At 45.1% G+C, this 23,579-nt stretch carries 20 protein-coding genes; 13 read left to right on the top strand and 7 right to left on the bottom strand.

The window, feature by feature from the left end; all coding sequences use genetic code 11:
- Position 1: 1 nt before the first annotated feature.
- The 13 genes from rsmG (at position 2) to glmU (ending at position 10,625) form a co-directional block, all read left to right on the top strand.
- Positions 2-622 (top strand): 16S rRNA (guanine(527)-N(7))-methyltransferase RsmG, encoded by a 621-nt coding sequence (rsmG, locus tag FERRO_RS10230; RefSeq protein ID WP_056929232.1) that lies wholly within the window; start codon positions 2-4, stop codon positions 620-622.
- Between the two features lie 6 nt (positions 623-628).
- Positions 629-1,405, top strand: a complete 777-nt coding sequence (locus FERRO_RS10225; RefSeq protein ID WP_056929231.1) for a ParA family protein — start codon at positions 629-631, stop codon at positions 1,403-1,405.
- Positions 1,406-1,416: 11 nt separating this feature from the next.
- Positions 1,417-2,280 carry a ParB/RepB/Spo0J family partition protein gene (locus tag FERRO_RS02210; protein ID WP_056929230.1) on the top strand — a complete coding sequence of 288 codons (864 nt, stop codon included), beginning with the start codon at positions 1,417-1,419 and terminating at the stop codon, positions 2,278-2,280.
- A gap of 63 nt (positions 2,281-2,343) precedes the next feature.
- Positions 2,344-2,697: an ATP synthase subunit I gene (locus FERRO_RS02205; RefSeq protein ID WP_082601149.1), complete on the top strand. Its 354-nt coding sequence runs from the start codon at positions 2,344-2,346 to the stop codon at positions 2,695-2,697.
- Between the two features lie 14 nt (positions 2,698-2,711).
- Positions 2,712-3,482, top strand: a complete 771-nt coding sequence (gene atpB, locus FERRO_RS02200) for a F0F1 ATP synthase subunit A (protein WP_056929228.1) — start codon at positions 2,712-2,714, stop codon at positions 3,480-3,482.
- Positions 3,483-3,531: 49 nt separating this feature from the next.
- Positions 3,532-3,798: a F0F1 ATP synthase subunit C gene (atpE, locus tag FERRO_RS02195; RefSeq protein ID WP_056929227.1), complete on the top strand. Its 267-nt coding sequence runs from the start codon at positions 3,532-3,534 to the stop codon at positions 3,796-3,798.
- 29 nt (positions 3,799-3,827) lie between these two features.
- On the top strand, positions 3,828-4,298 hold the full coding sequence (locus FERRO_RS02190; RefSeq protein WP_056929226.1) for a F0F1 ATP synthase subunit B: 471 nt from the start codon (positions 3,828-3,830) through the stop codon (positions 4,296-4,298).
- A gap of 9 nt (positions 4,299-4,307) precedes the next feature.
- Positions 4,308-4,841, top strand: a complete 534-nt coding sequence (locus FERRO_RS02185) for a F0F1 ATP synthase subunit delta (protein WP_056929225.1) — start codon at positions 4,308-4,310, stop codon at positions 4,839-4,841.
- Between the two features lie 37 nt (positions 4,842-4,878).
- Positions 4,879-6,420, top strand: a complete 1,542-nt coding sequence (gene atpA / locus FERRO_RS02180) for a F0F1 ATP synthase subunit alpha (protein WP_056929224.1) — start codon at positions 4,879-4,881, stop codon at positions 6,418-6,420.
- 52 nt (positions 6,421-6,472) lie between these two features.
- Positions 6,473-7,351, top strand: a complete 879-nt coding sequence (atpG, locus tag FERRO_RS02175; protein WP_056929223.1) for a F0F1 ATP synthase subunit gamma — start codon at positions 6,473-6,475, stop codon at positions 7,349-7,351.
- 35 nt (positions 7,352-7,386) lie between these two features.
- On the top strand, positions 7,387-8,766 hold the full coding sequence (atpD, locus tag FERRO_RS02170; protein ID WP_056929222.1) for a F0F1 ATP synthase subunit beta: 1,380 nt from the start codon (positions 7,387-7,389) through the stop codon (positions 8,764-8,766).
- A gap of 11 nt (positions 8,767-8,777) precedes the next feature.
- Positions 8,778-9,203, top strand: coding sequence for a F0F1 ATP synthase subunit epsilon (locus FERRO_RS02165; RefSeq protein WP_056929221.1), 426 nt, complete (start codon positions 8,778-8,780; stop codon positions 9,201-9,203).
- 21 nt (positions 9,204-9,224) lie between these two features.
- Entirely contained in the window at positions 9,225-10,625 is a 1,401-nt protein-coding gene (glmU, locus tag FERRO_RS02160) for a bifunctional UDP-N-acetylglucosamine diphosphorylase/glucosamine-1-phosphate N-acetyltransferase GlmU (protein WP_056929220.1), read from the top strand.
- Here the strand turns inward: glmU and FERRO_RS02155 are convergent.
- The 7 genes from FERRO_RS02155 to gltB form a co-directional block, all read right to left on the bottom strand.
- Entirely contained in the window at positions 10,622-11,263 is a 642-nt protein-coding gene (locus tag FERRO_RS02155) for a thiol:disulfide interchange protein DsbA/DsbL (RefSeq protein WP_056929219.1), read from the bottom strand. The genes glmU and FERRO_RS02155 overlap by 4 nt on opposite strands.
- A 21-nt stretch (positions 11,264-11,284) precedes the next feature.
- Positions 11,285-12,001 (bottom strand): SPOR domain-containing protein, encoded by a 717-nt coding sequence (locus tag FERRO_RS02150; RefSeq protein ID WP_056929218.1) that lies wholly within the window; start codon positions 11,999-12,001, stop codon positions 11,285-11,287.
- Positions 12,002-12,014: 13 nt separating this feature from the next.
- Positions 12,015-13,769, bottom strand: coding sequence for an arginine--tRNA ligase (argS, locus tag FERRO_RS02145; RefSeq protein ID WP_056929217.1), 1,755 nt, complete (start codon positions 13,767-13,769; stop codon positions 12,015-12,017).
- A gap of 51 nt (positions 13,770-13,820) precedes the next feature.
- Positions 13,821-15,800, bottom strand: coding sequence for a replication restart helicase PriA (priA, locus tag FERRO_RS02140; RefSeq protein WP_056929216.1), 1,980 nt, complete (start codon positions 15,798-15,800; stop codon positions 13,821-13,823).
- A gap of 229 nt (positions 15,801-16,029) precedes the next feature.
- The gene (gene hemE, locus FERRO_RS02135; protein WP_056929215.1) at positions 16,030-17,094 is read right to left on the bottom strand and encodes a uroporphyrinogen decarboxylase; all 1,065 of its coding nucleotides are present in this window, start codon (positions 17,092-17,094) and stop codon (positions 16,030-16,032) included.
- Between the two features lie 7 nt (positions 17,095-17,101).
- Positions 17,102-18,538, bottom strand: a complete 1,437-nt coding sequence (locus FERRO_RS02130; RefSeq protein WP_056929214.1) for a glutamate synthase subunit beta — start codon at positions 18,536-18,538, stop codon at positions 17,102-17,104.
- Complete coding sequence (gene gltB, locus FERRO_RS02125) at positions 18,531-23,153, bottom strand: glutamate synthase large subunit (protein WP_056929213.1); 4,623 nt, start codon at positions 23,151-23,153, stop codon at positions 18,531-18,533. The genes FERRO_RS02130 and gltB overlap by 8 nt, the downstream gene beginning before the upstream one ends.
- Positions 23,154-23,579 lie beyond the last annotated feature (426 nt).

Raw genomic sequence — 23,579 nt, 5'->3', positions numbered from 1 at the left:
AATGGATCAAACAATAGAAGAAGGTTTATTGGCGCTCAATTTAACTGTGTCGGCAACGGCGATAGCTCAATTTGTCGGTTATCTAGATTTGTTGGAAAAATGGAATCGTACTATTAATCTAACTGCCGTTAGGGATCGTAACAAAATGATTTTATTGCATTTATTGGATTCCTTGTCGGTTAATGAGTTGCTTAACGATCTGCAGATCACCGCTCTTTTGGATGTGGGTACGGGAGCAGGGTTACCTGCTATTCCATTACAAATCATTAATCCGTCTTGGCATATTTCTGCAGTGGAATCCAATCAAAAAAAATGTGCTTTTTTAAGGCAAGCCAAACTAGAGTTGTCCTTAGAAGCCTTTACCGTCGTCAATGAGCGAGTGGAGGATTGGCGCGTTAAAGAGTTCCCTTGTATTATTTCTCGCGCCTTTTCAGATTTGAACGATTTTGTAACGAGAACACAGCATTTGCTGACTGAGGATGGCGTATGGGTTGCCATGAAAGGTGTTGTTCCTTATGAAGAAATGGAAAAATTGCAAAAAAATTATCTTATTTCTGTACATTCTTTGACTGTTCCAGGGTTAAATGCTCAACGTCATGCTTTAATAATCAAAAATAGGTGATTGCCCATGCATGTTTTAGCCATTACTAATCAAAAGGGTGGCGTTGGTAAAACCACCACTGCTGTAAATGTCTGCGCTGCTTTAGTTAAGTTAGGGCAAAGGGTACTGCTGGTGGATTTAGACCCACAAGGCAACGCAACCACGGGTAGTGGTCTTGATAAAAGCAATTTAAAACACAGTATTTATGATGTGCTGCTAGACCCTGAGCTTGCTCACGGACAGGTATTTTCCCGCTCAGCGGCGGGTTACGACGTTCTTCCTGCAAACCGAAATTTAGCGGGTGCGGAGGTTGAGCTGGTGGCTGGGGAAAGAAGAGAGTTTAGGTTAAAAGATGCCTTAAATATTTGTCGCGACCAATATGATATGGTTTTGATAGATTGCCCACCAACACTAAATTTATTGACCATTAATGGCTTAACGGCGGCCACCAAAGTGATTATTCCCATGCAATGTGAATATTATGCGTTGGAGGGACTGTCGGATTTAGTCCAAACCGTTCGACGAGTTCGGGGTCATTTAAACCCAGATTTAGAGATAGAGGGCATTGTAAGAACACTGCTTGATCCAAGGAATGCATTAGCACAGCAAGTTTCCGAGCAACTACACAAACATTTTGGTGGGAAGGTTTATACAACAGCCATTCCAAGAAATGTTCGCTTAGCTGAGGCCCCCAGTCATGGCTTAACCGCTATTGATTATGATCGCTCGTCGAAGGGCGCTAAGGCATATCTAGCGCTAACTAACGAGATTTTAAGTCGATTAACTTCGATGAATCATCAATAAAGAGGTGGTAAATGGTTAAAGGTAAAGGTTTAGGTCGTGGTTTAGACGCTTTATTAGGTGGCGATATAGGAGTCTCCGATGGTCAAGAAAAGTTATCAACTTTACCAATAAGTGTCTTAACGCCAGGGCGATATCAACCAAGAACCGCAATGAGTGAGGAAGCTTTAAATGCCTTGGCTCGTTCCATTCAAGAGCAGGGTATTTTACAGCCTATACTAGTGCGTCCACTAGAAAAGCTAGGACAATACGAAATCATAGCGGGGGAGAGACGTTGGCGTGCAGCGCAACGAGCTGGTGTTAGAGATGTGCCTGTTATAATTAAGAATATTGCCGATAAAGCAACGCTGGCTGTGGCGTTAATTGAAAACATTCAACGGGAGGACTTAAACCCCATTGAAGAGGCTAAGGGTTTAGGGCGTTTAATTAAAGAGTTTAAATTAACCCATGAAGAAGTAGCGCAAGCTATTGGGCGATCAAGAAGTGCGGTAAGTAATTTGTTACGATTAATGGATTTGGATGATTTTGTACAGGCCTTAATTAATGAGGGACACCTGGAAATGGGGCACGCTAGGGCTTTATTAAGTTTACCAGCCCTAAAACAACGCTATTTTGCTCAACAGGCAGTGGAGTTGCAATGGACTGTAAGAGAAATGGAGAACAGGGTACGCCGAGAGTTAAGTGGTGCTAGTCCAAAAAATAACAACTATAATGATCCTGATGTAACTCGTTTACAAAACCAACTCTCGGACACCTTGGGTGCTGTGGTGTCCTTTAAAAGCGGAGCGAAAAAAGGAGCGGGCTCCTTGATGATACGTTATGAGAGTTTAGAACAGTTAGAAGGAATTTTGACATTCTTTAATATTTCAGCTCAGTAAAAGTATTTCATTGACCGTAATACTCTGAAACGTTTATAATCATTTCGATTTGCTACTTTATTTGTGATACATAAAAAAATTATCCGAATAATCTTGTTGCAGGCTTTACTAACCCTGTTAACTTCATTAGTTTTTTTGGGGTTAAAGGGGAAAAGCAACGCTTACTCATCAATGTTAGGTGGTTCCATCGTGTTTGTGCCAGGAATTGCTTACGCTCTTAGGAGTGCTTTGGTGAAGGGTAGTAAGCCGCAGGATTGGTTGGCCGCGCAATATGCGGGGGAGAGAATTAAGTTTTTTGTGACAACAGTATTGTTTGCGTTAGTCTTTAAGTACGACAGCAATTTGCAATTACTGGGGTTTTTTACAACTTTTTTAGTGGTGCTAACCGTCTATTGGTTAGCTTTGTTACAGGCTTAGAAGAATAGATAATTATGAGCGACGGTGCAGGCTTAACAAGTAGTGAATATATTCATCACCATTTAACTAATTTACAAGTTGGTCAGGGTTTCTGGACGCTCAATCTGGATACTCTCATTACATCAAGCCTCTTAGGGTTTTTAGTTTTAGGTCTCTTCGCATGGGTTGCGCGCAAAGCCACCTCCGGTATTCCTGGTAGGTTGCAGTCTGCGGTAGAAGTTATTTTTGAAATGGTGCAAAGCCAGGTTAAGGACGTATTTCATGGCGACCCAGGTATGGTGGCTCCTCTTGCGTTAACCATATTTGTTTGGGTGTTTGTCATGAACGCCGTAGACTTGCTTCCGGTCGATTTGATTCCGCACCTGATGGGGGAGGCCGGCGTTGGCCATTGGCGTGCAGTTCCTACGGCGGATCCTAATCTTACCTTTGCAATGTCACTAACGGTATTTGTTCTCATTTATGTATACAATTTTAGGGCGAAAGGTCTTGGTGGCTTTTTAAAAGAAGCTCTGACAGCTCCCTTCGGTGCCAAATTAGCGCCATTTAATCTAATTTTTAGGTTAATTGAAGATTTTGCAAAACCCATTTCCCTCGCCTTACGGTTGTTCGGCAATATGTATGCAGGCGAAATGGTATTTATTTTGATTGCGCTATGCCCAGCTTATTTGCAATGGCTGCTTGGTGCACCCTGGGCCATATTTCATATTTTGATTATTACATTGCAAGCGTTTATTTTTATGATTTTAACAATCATTTATTTGAGTATGGCCAACGAAAGCCATTAGTCAGGTAAGGGATAATTTTTTTAATTAGTTCGTTTTTTAAGGAGAAATTATGGAACATCTCGCATCATTACTGGGTAGCACTGCTATTGCCGTAGCCATTTTAATTGGTTGTGGCGCTTTGGGAACCGCTATTGGTTTCGGTATTTTAGGTGGTCGTTTCCTAGAAGGTGCTGCACGCCAACCAGAAATGATTCCTACCCTGCAAGTTAAGATGTTTATCGTAGCCGGTTTGCTTGATGCGGTAACAATGATTGGTGTGGGGATTGGTTTATTTTTACTTTTCGCCAATCCATTCGTACCGATGCTTAAAGGTTAATTCGTTAATAGATAAACGGAGTTAAAGGCATGAATATTAATGCCACGCTGCTGGGTCAAGCAATTACTTTTGCTATTTTGATCTGGGTAACAATGAAGTTTATTTGGCCGCCTATTACTGTGGCGCTTGATGAACGGGCAAAAAAAATAGCTGATGGTCTGGCTGCTGCAGAACGCGCAAAGTCAGATTTGGCTACTGCTGAAACCAAGTCTCAGGAAGCCTTAAAAGAAGCTAAAGAAAAAGCCGCTGAAATTATTTCACTGTCTGAAAAACGACGTAATGAGATTATTGAAGAGGCAAAAAATGAGGCAAGAGCTGAGGCTGAAAGAGTGCTGGTTCAGGCTAAAGCTGAGGTGGCGCAGGAAATGAACAAGGCTAAAGAAGAGCTACGCGCGCAAGTGGCGGATCTCGCCATGGCCGGGGCAGAAAAAATTCTAAGACGTGAAATTAACCCCGCGGTACATGCTGAGTTGTTGTCATCGATTAGAGCAGAGTTATAAGGAAGGTATATGGCTGAGTTGTCAACTATAGCAAGGCCCTACGCTCAAGCGATTTTTCAGATTGCCCGTGAACAAGGTCAATATGATAGGTGGTCAGAGGCTTTGGCAAGGCTTGCGTTGATTGTTAAAGAGGACTCCTTCGCTAACGTGATAGGTGATCCGCGTCTGGAACAAAAAGCTCTAAAGCAATTGATAGTTTCTTTGTTGCCTGAGATTAATGCGGAGATTAGCCGTCTGGTAGACGCATTGGTTGAAAGTCATCGCTTGGCTATTGTTCCTGCCGTGTACAGTCAATTTGAGCAGTTGCGTCACGGTCAAGAGGGTGTTTTAGACGCTGTTGTTGAGAGTGCTTTCGCAATGAGCGATAGTGAAAAGACTGCTTTGCAGCAAGATTTACAAAAGAAATTTGGTCGTAAGGTTCAGGCAGAGGTGTTGGTTAAACCTGAACTCATGGGTGGTATAAAAATAATTATCGGTGACATCGTTATTGATGGATCAGTAAAAGCCAAGCTTGAACAAATGACCGCCGCTTTAAAACATTAAGTCGATGAGTTAATCCCTCATAGGTTAGGAGAATAGTATGCAGTTAAACCCGTCTGAAATTAGTGAACTTATCAAAGCAAAAATAAAAGATTTGCCTGTATCAGCTGAAGCAAAAACAAAAGGTACAGTCATATCCGTAACTGACGGTATTGTCAGAATCCACGGGCTGGCTAACGTGATGCAGGGTGAAATGCTTGAATTTCCAAAGAACACCTTTGGTTTGGCTCTTAACCTTGAACGTGACTCGGTGGGTGCCGTCATTTTAGGTGAATACGAGCATGTGAGTGAAGGTGACGAAGTTACCTGTACTGGCAGAATTCTAGAAGTGCCCGTGGGCCCAGAGTTAATTGGCCGTGTGGTGGATGCCCTCGGTAACCCCATTGATGGGAAGGGGCCAGTCAACGCAAAAAACAGCTCACCAGTTGAAAAAATTGCGCCAGGTGTGATTTGGAGAAAATCAGTAACTCAGCCTGTTCAAACAGGCTTAAAGTCTATCGATTCCATGGTTCCAGTTGGTCGTGGACAGCGTGAATTAATTATTGGTGACCGACAAACAGGAAAAACTGCCGTAGCGATTGATACGATTATCAATCAAAAGGGCCAAGATATGATTTGTATCTATGTGGCTATTGGGCAAAAAGCATCGTCCGTGGTAAACGTAGTTAGGAAACTGGAAGAGCATGGTGCCATGGATTATACCATTGTGGTGACTGCTACCGCCGCAGAATCAGCTGCTTTACAGTTTATTGCTCCTTATGCCGGTTGTGCGATGGGTGAATATTTCCGTGATCGCGGGCAAGATGCACTGATTATTTATGACGACTTAACTAAGCAAGCTTGGGCTTATCGTCAAATATCATTGTTACTACGTCGACCACCAGGTCGTGAGGCTTACCCAGGCGATGTATTTTACTTACACTCACGTTTACTAGAGAGAGCTGCGCGAGTTAGTGAGGAGTATGTAGAAAAATTTACCAACGGTGAAGTGAAAGGTAAAACAGGTTCTTTAACGGCCTTGCCTATTATTGAAACACAAGCCGGTGACGTGACAGCCTTTGTGCCCACCAATGTGATCTCTATCACGGATGGTCAAATCTTCTTAGAAAGCGATTTATTTAATGCTGGGATTCGTCCAGCAATTAATGCAGGTATTTCCGTATCGCGGGTTGGAGGAGCAGCACAAACTAAAGTAATTAAAAAGTTAGGTGGTGGTATACGTCTTTCCTTAGCCCAATATCGTGAGCTTGCAGCCTTTGCTCAGTTTGCCTCAGATTTAGATGATACGACACGTAAGCAACTTGAACGTGGTCGCATGGTGACTGAACTTATGAAGCAAGTTCAATATTCAACATTGTCTGTTTCTGAAATGGCGGTGACTTTATATGCCGTTAACAGTGGCTTTTACGATGATGTCGAAGTGAAACGTGCGCTAGCTTTTGAGTCTGGCTTGAAGGCTTATTTAAAAGATAAGTTTGCGCCACTAATGAACAAAATTGAAAGTAGCAAAGACTTGGACAAGGAAGCTGAAAAAGAACTTCAAGCGGCCATACAAGACTTTAAGATGAACGGTGTGTATTAACCATCGTAGGGTTAGTAGCTGAGAATGATTAAGTTACTCTATTGGAGTTGAAATGGCAGGTTCTAAAGAAATTAGGGTAAAGATTAAGAGCGTACAAAATACGCGCAAGATCACGAAAGCCATGGAAATGGTAGCCGCCAGTAAAATGCGTAAAGCTCAGGAACGCATGAGAGCAACGCGCCCTTATGGTGAAAAAATCCGCCAAGTAACCGCACACTTAGCAAATGCACATCCTGAGTATCAACACTCATATTTAGTCCACCGTGAAAGCGTTAAGTCGGTAGGTTTTATTTTAGTGACCTCTGACAAGGGGTTATGTGGTGGCTTAAACACTAACGTACTAAGGCAGTTAACGCACGCCATGAGTCAGTGGGATAAGCAGGGTGTAAAAGTTGAACTTGTGACTATTGGCAACAAGGGTTTAGGTTTTATACAAAGAATGGGTGGCAAAATAATAGCACAGGTCACTCAGTTGGGTGATACGCCCCATTTAGAAAAGTTAATTGGACCGGTTAAGGTAATGTTAGACAGATACGCCAATGGCGACATTGATGCTGTGTTTATTGCCTACAACCGCTTCGTTAACACCATGAAACAAGAGCCTACTATAGAGCCATTACTACCTTTAGCAAAGGGTCAACTAGAGGAACATGAGAAGCAAAAGACCAATAATGCTTGGGATTATATTTATGAACCCGATCCCAAAGCGGTGATAGATGAATTAATGGTGCGTTATGTGGAAGCGTTGGTTTATCAAGCAGTAACAGAGAATATTGCTTCTGAACAAAGCGCCCGCATGGTAGCCATGAAAGCTGCATCTGACAATGCAGGTAACGTGATTGGAGAATTGCAATTGATTTATAACAAATCAAGGCAAGCTGCGATTACTAAAGAGTTATCTGAGATTGTGGGTGGGGCAGCAGCGGTTTAACATTCTGATTAATATTTAACGATTAGGACACACACATGAACCAAGGAAAAATCGTCCAGTGTATCGGTGCAGTGATTGACGTAGAGTTTGCACATGATCAAATACCAGCTGTTTATGATGCTTTAATTATGGATGGCAGTGAGCTGACCTTAGAAGTTCAGCAACAATTAGGTGATGGTATTGTACGTACTATTGCGCTAGGGTCCTCTGATGGCTTGCGAAGAGGGATGATTGTTAAAAACACAGGTGCTCCGATTTTAGTCCCTGTTGGTCCGCAAACACTTGGTCGCATTATGGATGTATTGGGCCGCCCTATTGATGAAGCGGGTCCTGTCAATACAGAAAAAACCTCTTCAATACATCGTAAGGCTCCTGCCTACGACGAGCTCTCACCCAGTCAAGAACTGTTAGAGACGGGTATCAAAGTTATCGATTTAATCTGCCCTTTTGCTAAAGGCGGAAAAGTTGGTTTATTTGGTGGTGCTGGGGTAGGTAAAACCGTCAATATGATGGAGTTAATTAATAACATCGCCAAAGAGCACGGTGGTTACTCCGTATTTGCTGGGGTCGGTGAACGAACCCGTGAAGGTAACGACTTTTACCATGAAATGAAAGACTCTAACGTATTGGATAAGGTGGCATTGGTTTACGGTCAGATGAATGAACCCCCTGGTAACCGTTTGCGTGTGGCCTTAACGGGTTTAACTATGGCTGAGTATTTCCGTGACGAGGGACGTGATGTGTTGTTCTTTGTGGATAATATTTATCGTTATACCTTGGCGGGTACCGAAGTCTCCGCCCTATTGGGACGTATGCCCTCTGCGGTAGGTTATCAACCCACCTTAGCTGAAGAGATGGGCCGCTTACAGGAGCGTATTACTTCAACCAAGGTGGGCTCCATTACATCAGTGCAAGCAGTATATGTTCCAGCTGATGACTTAACAGATCCTTCACCCGCCACCACTTTCTTGCACTTAGACTCGACGGTTGTGTTGTCCCGTGATATTGCCTCTTTAGGTATTTATCCTGCGGTGGATCCCTTGGATTCCACCTCACGTCAGTTAGATCCCTTGGTGGTTGGCGACGAGCATTACAGCACAGCACGAGCTGTTCAGGCCACTTTGCAGCGCTATAAAGAGCTGCGAGACATTATTGCTATTCTTGGTATGGATGAGTTGTCTCCTGAGGACAAGCTCGTGGTAGCCCGTGCCCGTAAAATTCAACGCTTCTTGTCACAGCCTTTTCATGTTGCTGAAGTATTTACTGGCTCACCAGGTAAATATGTTTCCCTTGCAGAAACCATTAAAGGCTTTAAGGGAATTGTTAACGGAGACTATGATGCTCTACCAGAACAGGCATTTTACATGGTAGGGACCATTGAAGAGGCTGTTGAAAAAGCTAAAACTATGCAATAAGGGAGTACAGCATGACCCAATTAATCCACGTGGATGTGGTCAGTGCCGAGGAACTCATTTTCTCGGGAGAAGCTGAGTTTGTAGTGCTTCCTGGAGAGATGGGGGAGCTTGGTATTTATCCAAAACACACCCCACTCATCACCCGTATTCGCCCTGGTTCAGTCAGAGTTCGAGTACCAGGACGCGAAGAAGAAGAGCTGGTTTTCGTGTCAGGGGGTATTTTAGAAGTGCAGCCGGACCTGGTTACCGTATTAGCTGATACCGCTATTCGTGGTCATGACTTGGATGAAGCCAAAGCCCTAGAAGCCAAAAAATTAGCAGAAGAGGTATTGGCTCAACAATCGGCCACCATGGACTATGCAAAAGCCTCCGCAGAACTTGCGAGCGCTATGGCACAATTAGCGGCTATTCAAAAACTGCGTAAAAGTATTCGCTAACAAAGGTGGTGGGTGAGTTTCATGCAATCAATCCCACCCCAACATCTAACCTCTTCCCTTAGTGTGGTACTTCTGGCTGCAGGGCAGGGAACGCGTATGCGTAGCTCTTTGCCTAAGGTTTTACACACTCTTGCGGGAAAACCGTTAATTAATCATGTTTTAGAGCGAGCCCAGGAGCTTGATGCTAGGCAGCGTCTAGTGGTGGTAGGGCACCAAGCCTCGCGACTTCTTGAGCATTTGAAAAATGAGCAGGTAGACACCGTAATTCAACAACCACAATTGGGTACAGGACACGCTCTACAACTTTGTTTACAGAACATACCAAACAGCTGCGATACCGTTTTAGTGGTCTATGGTGATGTGCCTTTATTACAAACAAATACCTTACAACAATTAATTTATTTGTGTGATGGGCAACATCTCGCACTCCTCACTGAAATTATTGAAGAGCCTCATGGCTATGGAAGGATCTTAAGAGATTCAAGTGGCCAGGTGGTAGGTATTAGGGAACAAAAGGATGCCTCTCAAGAAGAACAAACTATTCGTGAAATCAATACCGGTATTATGGCTCTGCCACGCTCCAAACTTGATCAATGGTTGTCTGCACTAACTACCCATAATGCTCAAGGTGAATATTACCTCACAGATATTGTGCAACTGGCCCATCAACAGGGAATTACTATTCATACCTGTCAACCCCTTTACTCGTGGGAAGCAATGGGAGTCAATAGTCAACAGCAATTATCTTACCTGGAGCGGGCCTATCAACGGCACTGTGCAGAAACTTGGCAAAGCCAAGGGGTAGCGATCAGTGACCCTAACCGCTTTGATGTACGGGGCACACTCCATTGCGCGCAAGATGTTAGTATTGATGTAGGCTGTATTTTTGAAGGAGAGGTGGTGCTGCAAGAGGGGGTTAAAGTCGGTCCCTATAGCTTATTAAAAAACTGTACTGTGGAGAGCCATACAGAAATTCTAGCTTTTTGTCATATTGAGGGTGCCCACATTGGAGCCCATAATCGAATTGGACCCTATGCAAGAATTCGACCTATGAGTGTTACCCAAGATCAAGTTCACATTGGTAATTTTGTGGAAATTAAAAAAACCACCTTGGGTCAACAATCAAAAGTCAATCATTTAACTTATCTTGGCGACACTATCGTCGGCGAGAGGGTGAACGTGGGAGCAGGCACCATCACTTGTAATTATGATGGTGTCAATAAACATCAAACAGTCATCGAAGATGACGTATTTATTGGTTCTGATACACAACTGGTAGCCCCTGTGACCATTGCCACAGGTAGCACTATTGGTGCAGGATCCACCATCGTCAGTTCAACGCCGCCCAATCAACTGACTTTATCGCGCTCAAAGCAACAATCCATTGCCCGCTGGCAACGTCCTAAACCGCGCAAAAGTTAAGGGTGTTTTTTCTTTAAACTGATCGCTACCAAGTCGTTAAGTACCGGTATCATCTGAGCGTAGCCTCCCACCATACTAGGTGAAGTACGGTATTCACCGTTAATAATTAAAGTGGGAACAGCATCCACGCCATAGCTCATGGCTAATTGATCACCGCGTTGTAGTTCAGATTGAACGCTGAAGGAGCGATAGATATTAATAAACTGTTGGCGGTTAACGCCTTGTTTTTGTATCCAATCAAACAACTCATCCTCTGAGAACAAGTTGATATTTTCCTCGTGTATGGCTTTAAAAATACGTTCATGCAATTGCCCCACTAAGTGCAAAGCGTTAATGGCGTAATAGGTTTTAGCCGTCACAGCCCACTGACTGCGACCAAAACTCACGGGAATACGTTTGAAGACAACATTTTTAGGTAATGTTTTAGCCCACGCTTCAATGGTGGGAGCAAAATGAGCACAGTGAGGACAAGCATAGGAAAATACTTCGTCCACTTCGATTAATTGGCTACTCTCTGCTGGCACGGGGGAATCTATCACCACATAATCCTTACCTTTAACGGGTGGGGCGGCGTGGGCTAGGCTAATTAAGGCAAAGAAACTCAAGCTACAGAAAAGGATGTTGATAAGTTTTTTCAAGATGACCTCACTCGATTTTTATTATTTAACTACTACCGTATTATTTAAACCATTACTTTTAAGGGTGCTTATCAGAGTATGAACTTCATCCATGTTGGCCAACGGACCAACACGCACTCGGTACAGTTTCTCATTGCCACTCTTTGGCGCCATGATGCTAGCATCAACACCAATTAACGCCAAGTTCGCTCTTTGGTCCTCAGCTTCGCGGGCTTCCTTAAAGGCTCCTGTTTGAACATAGAAGACCGATGAGGAGGGCACTTGAGCACTTAACTCTTGCGAACGACTGGTAAAATCTTTTTTTGCGGGGGGGGGCAGTTGATTGTTCTCCGTCACTGGAGCGCTCGCTTCCAGAGGGGCTCCACCGGGAGCGATCACAGGATGGTTATCACCAGTGATAGGAGTATTGGGTTCAGCACGGCTGGATGAGGGAACAACGGGTTGTGGGGAGAGAGGCGTAATGAGAGCCCCTACAGAACCATTACTTCCCTCCACCGTGGTGGGGTTAATAATACCGTGTTTGGATACATCAGGCATATCATTAATGGGTTGATCTGAACTTGTATCCACAGAATCCACTTTTTTAACAAAAGGATTGGGCATGTGGGTGACATAGATGGCGGTCACCGCAGACAATATCACTCCTGCCACAAGACCAATGAGCACTCCTTTAAAAAGAGCTAACCCATTGCCACCAGTGGGCCTTGAGTGACGAGAGCGGATTTCGGGTGGATTCATGAATGAGTTCTTCCTACATGGTTAAGGGAGCACTGACCCCAAGTAATTTTAAGCCATCTTGCAGCACAATGGCTACAGCTAAAATTAAGGCTAAGCGGGCACGGCAAAGAGTTTCATCGGCCACTAAAAACTGTTCTGAGTTATAGTAACTGTGTAAATCTGAGGCGAGCTCTTTTAAATAAAAGGCGAGGGTGTGGGGCGCATAGTCCCTAGCCGCCAGGTTAATCATAGCAGGATAATCTTCTAACCATTGCATCAGCTTAAACTCATGTTCAAGATTTAGTTGACTCACGTCACAGTGGCGGAGAAGCGCTATATCCTGCCCCCATTTGTTTAATACACTATGAATTCTTGCGTGAGCGTATTGTATGTAATACACAGGATTATCATTAGAGTGCGATTTGGCAAGATCTAAATCGAAGTCAAGATGCTGATCTGATTTTCGTAATACATAAAACAATCGTGCCGCGTCATTACCCACCTCGTCACGGAGTTCCCGCAAGGTCACAAACTGCGCTTTACGGGTAGACATTTGTATTTTTTCTCCACCACGAAAAAGACTCACAAATTGTACAAGAGGAATCATTAAACGCTCACTGTTGTAACCCAATGCAGTGAGTGCCGCCTTGACCCGGGGGATATAACCATGGTGGTCGGCTCCCCACACGTCTACTATCAGATCAAAGCCTCGTTCAAACTTATTGACGTGATAGGCAATGTCCGAGGCAAAATAAGTGTAAATACCATTTTCTCTTTGGAGAACTCGGTCTTTTTCATCACCAAAGTCTGTAGATTTAAACCACAGGGCCCCATCTTGGCGATAGAGATATCCTTTTTTGTCTAGCTCTTCCACAACTTTTTTTACGGCACCCGAGCTAAAGAGGGACTGTTCAGAAAACCATACATCAAAACTCACCCCAAATTCTCTTAGATCCTCTTGACAGTCTTGCAGTTGAAGAGCTAACACTCGTTGGTGAATGTCTCCATAATGGTCTTTTAATAGGAGCTTGGCTCTGGCGATTAACGCATCCATATATTTCTCAATGCTTTCATCCTCCTCATTCTGGTCAGGCACGGGGAGATGGAGTAATACCACCTCATCTTGGTGATAAAGCTTGTCTTCCCATAGCTCTTTTAACATATAAGCCATCTCAGTGACATACTCACCTTGGTAACCATTACTTGGGAAGGCAATGGTGGAGCCAAAAAGAGCAAGATAACGTAGCCAAGTGGAGAGAGTTAATATATCCATTTGCCGGCCCGCATCATTGACATAGTATTCACGGCTTACCCTAAAGCCTGCTTTCTTTAGGATATTAGATAATGAGGCCCCATAAGAGGCACCACGCCCATGACCCACATGTAAGGGGCCAGTAGGGTTACTTGAGACGAATTCTATTAATAGTGAGCGTTGCTGCCCTGCTGATGTATTGCCCCATTGTTCTTGCTGTGTCAGCACATGTTGAATAACCTGTTGCTTGGCGCTGGAATGAACAAATACGTTGATAAAACCTGGGCCAGCAATTTCGCAGCGATCAATCAGAGTATTGTTGGGCAGAGCCTCAATAATTTTTTGAGCTACTTCTCGGGGTGGCAATTTAACCAGTTTAGCGAGCTGCAAGGCACCGTTATGGGCAAAGTCGCCATGGTGACTTTGTTTTGGACGCTCAAGGGCAATCGGTGACACATCCGAGCAAGCTACAGCTTCTATGGCTTGATGAAATAGATGATTGAGTTCAGTTAATAGTGATACCGGTGATGTATTCATAACTTAAATAATATAAGGGTAATTATGCATTATAAAGGGTATTGTGAAGCCTCAACAATCAATTGGGTCCACATCGATGATCCAACTCACCTTGGCGGGAGCCATGGCATATAAATGCTCAGTCCATTGACTTAAGGCGAGCTGTAATTGAGCTCGCTGATCTGATTGAATAAGCAGTTGTAGGCGATACCTTTGACCCACTTTGGCTAAGGCAGGAGACACCACATCATAGAGTGTAATAGTCTTGAGGCGTTGTTGCGCAGCAAGGCCTTTTCTGGCGGCATTCATAAACTCCTGGAGGGCAGTAAGGTCTATGGATGAGCCACGTAGTAGGGCCTGGTAGCAAAAGGGAGGAAAGCCAATTAAGCGTCTTTCATTTATTTCATTGGCCGCAAAACGATTATAGTTATGTTCAATTAGCGCCTGAAAAAGAGGATGCTGTGGGAAGGCGGTTTCGATGTATACCTCGCCACTGTCCGCACTACGTCCCGCGCGACCGGAGGCTTGTAGTAATTGTGTAAATAAGCGCTCACTTGCTCTAAAATCAACGCTGTACAAGGAGTTATCTACATTAATGGCAGCAACTAAGGTGAGTTTTGGAAAGTCATGACCCTTAATTAATATCTGTGTACCCACCAGAATATCTACGTGTCCTTCACTGATTTCCTGGATTTGCGTGGCCCATTGTTTACTTTTTAGCGTATCACTATCAATTCTTAAAATGCGTGCCGTAGGAAAAAGATTCTGTAAATACTCTTCAATTTTTTGGGTTCCTTCACCCAGGGTAGAGAGGTCAGGGCTGTGACAACGAGCGCAACGGTGATCAAGAGGGCGCTGATAATCACAGTGATGGCAGCGTAGCTGTTGTTGTCGTCGATGGACCACGAGTCGTGTTTGACAATGCTCACAGGTAGCGAGCCACTGACACTGATTACAGATGAGGACTGGGGCAAAACCACGGCGATTAATAAAAACCATAGATTGTTGTTGTTTGGCTAAACGCTCGCCCATGGCATTCACTATAGCGCTACTCATCACTAGATGCTCCCCCTGTTCGGCTTTCACGAGGTGTATCGTTGGTAGGCTGGCTCCTGGATGAGCTCGCAATGAGAGTTCAATATGTTTGTAGCGCTGTTGTTTGGCGTTCCACCAACTCTCCAGTGACGGCGACGCTGAACCGAGGACCACAGGGATTTTTTTATACTGGCCCCGCACCAGAGCCAAATCCCGTGCATGATAACGCATTCCCTCCGCCTGCTTATAGGAGGAATCATGTTCTTCATCCACAATAATAAGTCCTAAGTTAGACAGAGGCGCAAATATCGCAAGTCGGGTTCCCAGCACCACGTTAACCTGCTGTTTAAGAATGTCAATCCAGCGTTGTGCCCGCTCTTTTTCCCCTAAAGCGCTATGTAAGCTAACTATGGCCGCTTCTGGAAAGCGCGCTTGAAAACGCTGTTCAATTAAGGGCGTGAGATTAATCTCTGGCACCAAAATCAATACTTGTTGACCGCGTTCAAGGGTTTTTTGTACTAACTCTAAATACACTTCAGTTTTACCACTGCCCGTAATGCCCTGCACCAGCCAGGCATAAAATTGATCATGCGAGCCATCAATACTCTCCACGGCATGACGCTGTTGTGGATTCAGGAGCGGGGCTTGATTGGTTTTTACCTTAATGCCAGCGACTCTCCTTTTGGGGGACTGCCAGGTAGTGGTTTTTTTTAAGGCGGGAGGGAGGGCATGCATGACCACGGGTCCTAGAGGATGGTGATAGTACTGACTAGTGAAACGTAGTAAATACATCACTTCAGTGGGAAGCGGATCAATATCATGCCAGAGGCAGAGAGCTTTTTTTATTTTTTCGGGGGGTAACTGACAGTCTTGTTTGACATGAATAACGATTCCAGTTTTTTGACCACGACCAAAGGGCACTAAAACCCGTCGTCCTACATCCGCAAGGGTTGCCTCATCACATTGATAATCAAACAAAGTATTAAGGGGAAGATCCAAGGCAACTTCAATGAACATTATGTTTTAGGCCCTATTATGACCTGTGGATAAGTATGTGTATAACTTGTAAAAAGCTTGATGGCGTAACGATTCTTTACAGTTTTATGATTCGTCAAGCACTTTCCTAAAAACTTTTATCTATTAAAAACAATGGGTTAAAAAATCGTTTATTTAGCCCTATGATTAATAAAGAAATATTTTTACTGCATTGTTATTGTGCATAAAACTAAAATACCCACTTATTCATTTATCCTTTTTGGTGCAGTTTTCTACTCACCTTGTGTACGGCATCAACCAACACTGATACATGCTCAGGGGAGGTGAAACGGGAAATACCATGGCCTAGGTTAAACACGTGTCCAGGATGAGGGCCAAAGGAGGTAAGAATGCGTTCAACCTCTTTTTCAATGGCCTCTGGGGAGCCGAACAATACCGAGGGGTCCATATTGCCTTGCAGGGCCACTTTTTCACCTACTCGCCTTTTGGCCTCCGACAGTTCTATACTCCAGTCTAAACCTACCGCATCAAAACCTGCCTCAGCAATACTCTCAAGCCACAGGCCACCACCCTTGGTGAAGACTATGTTGGGAACCTTTCTGCCTTCAGCATGCTGTGTCAGTCCTGCAGCAATGCGACGTAAATATTGCAGAGAAAACTCTTGGTAGGCGGGGGTGGTGAGTGTTCCACCCCAGGTATCAAATACCATGACTGCTTGAGCTCCGGCAGCAATTTGTGCATTCAAATAGAGAATAACGGATTCAGTGGTCACCTCTAAAATTTGATGTAACAATTCAGGACGACGATAGAGCATTCCTTTAATATGTCTAAAATCCTCCGATCCGCCGCCTTCTACCATATAGCAAGCTAGCGTAAAGGGACTGCCTGAGAAGCCAATTAACGGCACGCTCCCAGCCAGAGAGCGTTTAATCTGACTCACGGCATTCATCACATAACTCAGATGGGTATCAGGATCAGGCACTGATAAATTGTTGATCTCCCATTCATTGCGCAAAGGGCGCTCAAGCTTAGGCCCTTCCCCTTCAGCAAAATACAGTCCTAAACCCATGGCATCAGGGATGGTAAGAATATCAGAAAACAAAATCGCTGCATCCAGGGGGTAACGGGCTAGGGGCTGTAAAGTAACCTCGGTGGCTAAATTTGGGTTTTTACACAAATCAAGAAAGCTTCCTGCACGCGCTCGGGTAGCATTATACTCAGGCAAGTAACGACCCGCTTGACGCATAATCCATAATGGAGTGTAGTCAGTGCTCTGGCGCATTAATGCTCTGAGGAAGGTATCATTATGTAGCATAGTAGCCTTAACGTGGAAGTACCGAAGAACCCATTAAATATTCATCCACTGCACGGGCAGCTTGGCGACCTTCACGAATAGCCCACACCACTAAGGACTGACCACGTCTTATATCGCCGGCAGCAAATACTTTATCTAAGTTTGTTTGGTAATTATCGGTGGAAGCTTGAATATTACCACGAGTATCAAGTCCTACTCCCAAGCTTTTGAGTAATCCCTCATGGATAGGATGTACATAGCCCATGGCCAGCAACACTAAATCAGCCTTCACTTCAAACTCAGAGCCAGGGATCTCTTTCATGACCATTTGACCCTGTTCATTTTTTTGCCAATCAAGACGCACCGCTAACAGTTTTTCAACGTTGCCATTGTTACCTAAAAAGGCTTTGGTGGCCACACTCCAGTCTCTCTCGCAACCCTCTTCCTGCGAGCTTGAGGTTCTGAGTTTCATGGGATAATTTGGCCAAACTAGGGGTTTATTTTCTTTTTCAGGGGGACGAGGCATTAGTTCAAACTGAGTGACTGACAGTGCTCCTTGACGAATGGAGGTGCCCACACAGTCGGAGCCTGTGTCGCCACCACCAATCACCACCACATGTTTACCTGTGGCCAGAATGTTGTGGTCAAGGCTATCCCCGGCATTTCGTTTGTTTTGCTGGGGCAAAAAGGACATTGCAAAATGTACCCCATTTAATTCACGGCCTGGAACCGTTAAGTCCCGTGGGTGTTCAGAGCCACCGGTTAAAAGCACAGCATCAAAGCCCGTCAATAGCTCTTCATGGCTTAGGGTCACTCCCACATTGACGTTAGTTTTAAAACTCACTCCCTCCACTTGCATTTGTTTAACTCGGCGGTCAATTAAATGTTTTTCCATTTTAAAATCAGGGATACCATAACGCAGTAAGCCGCCGATACGATCATTTTTTTCAAATACGGTGACCTCATGACCCACACGGGCCAATTGCTGAGCAGCAGCCAGCCCCGCTGGGCCAGAGCCCACCACAGCCACTTTTTTACCGGTTTTTTGTGCTGGAACCTCTGGCGTAACCCAACCTTGCTCCCAACCGTGATCAATAATTGTCCGCTCAATATTTTTAATGGTAACGGCATCATTATTGATATTTAAAACACAGGCTGATTCACAGGGGGCTGGACAAATGCGTCCAGTAAACTCGGGAAAGTTGTTGGTGGAATGCAGTGTCTCTAAAGCACTTCTCCAATGCCCCTTATAAACCAAATCGTTCCAGTCAGGAATAATGTTGTTCACTGGGCAACCTGTCTGACAGAAAGGAATTCCACAATCCATACAACGTGAGCCCTGAGAACTTATCTCGTCTAAGGCTAAGGGAATGGTGAATTCAGAAAAGTTTTTAATCCGCTCCCCAGGAGGTTCGGCGCTCAGATCTTGACGAGCGACCTCCATAAATCCAGTAATTTTACCCATGTTGTGTCACCTTATTCTCAAGCTGTTGTTCACGTGCTAGTTCAATTAAAGCACGACGATATTCCATTGGCATAACCTTCACAAAACGTGGCAAATACGCACTCCAATTAGCAAGTATAGTGTTAGCGCGTTCACTGTTTGTATAGTGGGCGTGTTTCTCAATCAGACTTTTTAGTAACTCGGTGTCAGATTTACCCAAATGATTGACTTTGACTCGCCCATGGCTGTCGAGATTACCGCGACTCTCTTCAAGGGCAGAGTCCTCTTCAGGGATAGGTTCAAGCTCAACCATGGCCAGGTTACAACGTTTCTCAAAATCACCTGCCTCATCCAGGACATAGGCAACACCGCCGCTCATGCCTGCGGCAAAATTGCGTCCCGCTTCACCCAGCACCACCACCGTACCCCCTGTCATATATTCGCAACCATGGTCGCCCACACCCTCAACCACCGCCGTCGCACCAGAGTTTCTTACAGCAAAGCGCTCACCAGCCACACCTCGGAAATAACACTCCCCAGAGATGGCGCCGTAGAGGACGGTATTACCCACAATAATGTTTTCCTCTGGTGTAATAGGACACAGGGGATCGGGATGGATCACGATGCGTCCACCGCAAAGCCCTTTACCTACATAGTCGTTGGCTTCACCTATTAGCTCAAAACTAATCCCTTTGGCAAGGAAAGCCCCAAAGCTCTGGCCTGCCGTTCCGTGTGCTTTGACGACAATGCTATCCTCAGGTAACCCCTGGTGACCATAGCGTTTAGCCACTTCCCCAGAGAGCATCGCCCCTACCGTTCGATTGACATTGCGAACTTCGGTGTTAATGGTGACATGCTTTTGATCTTCAAGGGCATCTTTAGCAGCAGCAATCAACTGATGATCTAAGGCGCCGGTGAGGCCATGGTCTTGCTTTTCTTTCCAAGAACGAGCTACCTCCTTCGGCATTTGGGGTTGATGAAAAACCCTTGAAAAATCTAACCCTTTAGCTTTCCAGTGATCAACCCCTTTTTTCATGTCCAGCATATCAACACGGCCAACCATTTCGTTAAAGGTCCTAAAACCCATTTGTGCCATGTATTCACGCACTTCCTCAGCCACAAAAAAGAAATAGTTAATCACATGCTCAGGTTGCCCGGTAAATTGTTTAATCAACTGCGGATCCTGAGTGGCAACCCCCACAGGACAGGTATTAAGGTGACATTTTCTCATCATAATACAACCCTCTACCACGAGAGGGGCTGTGGCAAAACCAAACTCATCAGCGCCCAGTAGTGCTGCTACCACCACATCGCGACCGGTTTTCATTTGTCCATCCGCTTGAACGCAAATACGGCCTCGCAGTTTATTAAGTACTAAGGTTTGCTGTGTTTCAGCAAGACCCAACTCCCATGGGGAGCCGGCATATTTGATGGAAGACAAGGGCGAAGCGCCGGTTCCGCCATCATGGCCTGAGATAGTCACGTGATCCGCATGGGCTTTAGATACCCCTGCAGCCACCGTGCCCACGCCCACTTCAGAAACCAATTTAACGCTCACTCGCGCTGCAGGATTCACATTCTTTAGATCATGAATGAGTTGTGCCAGGTCTTCAATGGAGTAAATATCGTGATGAGGTGGCGGTGAGATGAGTCCCACACCTGGCACAGAATGGCGTAACTTACCAATATACTGACTGACTTTATGTCCAGGTAATTGCCCTCCCTCACCAGGTTTCGCACCTTGTGCCATTTTAATTTGGATATCATCGGCATTCACCAAGTATTCGGCTGTGACGCCAAAGCGTCCTGAGGCCACTTGTTTAATGGCTGAGCGCATTGAGTCCCCATTGGCCATGGGTTTAAAGCGTATAGGATCTTCACCCCCTTCGCCCGTATTTGACTTGCCACCGATGCGGTTCATGGCAATAGCTAAAGTGCTGTGAGCCTCATGGGAAATAGAGCCCAATGACATGGCTCCCGTGGCAAAGCGTTTTACAATAGATTGCGCACTTTCCACCTCCGCTAAGGGGATGGGTTGCGGCACGGATCGGATGGCAAAGAGGCCACGCAGGGTCATCAGCTTTTCTGATTGATCATTAATGGCTTTAGCATATTCTCGATAGGTGGTGTAACTACCGGTTTTAGTGGCCTGCTGTAGTTTTGAAATACTCTCAGGAGTCCACATATGCGCTTCACCACGAATACGGTAAGCATATTCTCCCCCCGTATCAAGGGTTCCCGCGTAAAGAGGTGAATTTGAAAAGGCTTGGCGATGGAGCCTAAACACTTCTTCAGCCACCTCCGATAAACCAATACCTTCAATTTTGGTGGCAGTACCGGAGAAATAGTCATTAACAAACTGGCTATTAAGACCCACAGCTTCAAATATTTGGGCCCCCATATAAGACTGGTAGGTGGAAATCCCCATTTTTGACATAACTTTTAGAAGCCCCTTGGAGACAGCTTTAATATAGCGTTTATGAGCTTCCTTAGGCGTTACGTCAGCGGGTAATAAATCACCCAAGTGATCAATGGTCTCAAAGGCGAGATAGGGATGAATTGCCTCAGCACCGTAACCTGCTAGCAGTGCAAAATGATGAACTTCGCGAGCTGACCCCGTTTCCACCACTAAACCGGTGTTAGTGCGTAAGCCACGTTTAATGAGATGGTGATGCACTGCGGCAGTAGCCAGCAGTCCTGGGATAGCAACGCTATGTTGGTCCACGCCACGATCAGAAAGAATTAACACATTCACGCCCTGATTAACGGCTTCTTCAGAGCGAAGGCACAGGGTTTCCAGGGCGTATTGCATGCCTTGCGTTCCCTCTGCTAAGGGATAGTTAATGGACAGGACCTGAGCTCTAAATTGCTTTTGTGTGAACTGATCAATGTGTCTTAACTTATTCATATCCTCGATGGATAAAATAGGTTGTGAGACTTCCAATCGGGCCTGTGGCGAGCTGTTGTCCAAACCCAGTAAATTAGGTCTTGGACCAATGAAGGACACTAAAGACATGACCAATTCTTCACGAATAGGATCAATTGGTGGATTGGTTACTTGGGCGAATAACTGACGGAAATATTGATACAAGGATTTAGGGCGATTGGAGAGGACTGCCAGTGGCGTGTCATCACCCATGGACCCCACGGCTTCTTGACCTGAAGTGGCCATGGGGACTAATAAAAACTTCAGTTCCTCTTGAGTCACGCCAAAGGCTTGCTGACGATCAAGCAGCGTTGCTTCATCCTCTTTCATTTTTTCTGTGGTGCTGGGTAAATCTTCTAAACGTGTTTGCGTTTTAAGTAACCATTCACGATAGGGGTGCTGGCTGGCTAATGCAGTTTTCAGCTCAGCATCACTAATAATTCGCCCTTGCTCCATATCGATCAATAACATTTTACCGGGCTGCAAACGCCATTTTTTTATGATTTTTTCCTGCGGGATAGGTAGCACCCCCATTTCTGAGGCCATTAACACTAAATCATCACTCGTTTGTAAGTAACGGGCAGGACGTAGACCATTGCGATCGAGGGTGGCGCCAATTTGACGACCATCGGTGAAAGCTACCGCCGCCGGCCCATCCCAGGGTTCCATCAGGGCAGCATGATACTCATAGTAGGCGCGACGCTCTTCATCCATTAAAGGATTACCGGCCCAGGCCTCAGGGATAAGTAGCGTCATGGCTTGGATTAAAGGATAACCGCCAGCCACTAACAACTCTAACGCATTATCAAAGCTGGCGGAGTCAGATTGGCCCTCATCAATTAATGGCCAAATACTCTTTAAATCCTCGCCCAGTAAAACAGATTCCATAGCGGCCCGTCGCGCTGCCATCCAATTGACATTGCCTCGTAACGTATTAATTTCACCGTTATGAGCAATCATTCTAAAGGGATGAGCTAAATCCCAGGTGGGGAAGGTGTTAGTGGAGAAGCGTTGATGAACAAGCGCCAGCGCAGAAACCATAGCTGGGTTTTTAAGATCAAGATAATAGGTACCCACTTGATCAGCAAGCAACATGCCCTTGTAGATGATAGTTTTTGATGACAAGGACGGAACATAAAACTCCTTACGGTCAATACCAAGAGCGAGTACTTGATGTTCACTGCGTTTTCTCGCCACAAACAATTTACGTTCAAAGGTGTTCTGGTCAGGGCAATTCTCTCCCTGAGCAATAAATATTTGTTTAATAATTGGTTCAACAACCTTAACGCTTTCCCCAAGACCTGTGTTATCGGTGGGCACAAGACGCCAGCCCAATACTTTTTGACCGGCATCGATTAAGCATTGGCTAAGAATTTGTTCGCATTCAAGTCGTTTTTTCTCATTCTGAGGCAGAAAAACCATACCCACTGCATAATGGTTAACTTCGGGTAAAGAGATATTGAGATCCGCCGTGACTTGCCGTAAAAAAGCATCGGGTATCTGAATTAAAATTCCCGCTCCGTCTCCTGCCAAGGGATCCGCACCCGTTGCGCCGCGGTGGGTCAGGTGCTCAAGAATCTGTAAGCCTTGTTGAACAATGCTATGACTCTTATTTCCTTTAATATGGGCAACAAAACCCACACCGCAAGCATCGTGTTCGTTAACGGGATCGTAAAGACCTTGTTTGGACGGAATGTAAGGATGGTTCACTCGAATAACCTCTACCAATCAATAAAGTACTAATTGTTGTAAATGGCCAAAAAATAAGGCTAACTATACCCAGACAGCTTTTTTTTACCTAGGTTGCACGGGCAAAGGTTAAGTAGCTTAGCAGTAAGCTAAGTTTTTATACTGGGCATAGGATAATACAGCCATACGCGGTTGAGATCAACCTTTTGTCACGTTTTTGTCGCTGATCAGTCATCTGTCTTGGGTGAAGGGCCAAGAGTCTGTTTGATTTTATTGCTCTCTGAGAAACTGTGCCGGCCTAAGCGTGGTGGAGACCTTGAGAAACATGATCCACAGTCTCTTCAGCCACGGCTGGCCACACCGTTAAAGAGAAGCGTAGGGGGAAGAGGCGGTCCGCGAGCCCTAGTTGGGATACTGTGGTTGTCAGACCACAAACCCGGTTGCTCG

The organism is Ferrovum sp. JA12 (genome assembly GCF_001431705.1).
Lineage (GTDB): Bacteria > Pseudomonadota > Gammaproteobacteria > Burkholderiales > Ferrovaceae > PN-J185.
This window is presented reverse-complemented; position numbering and strand designations above follow the sequence as displayed.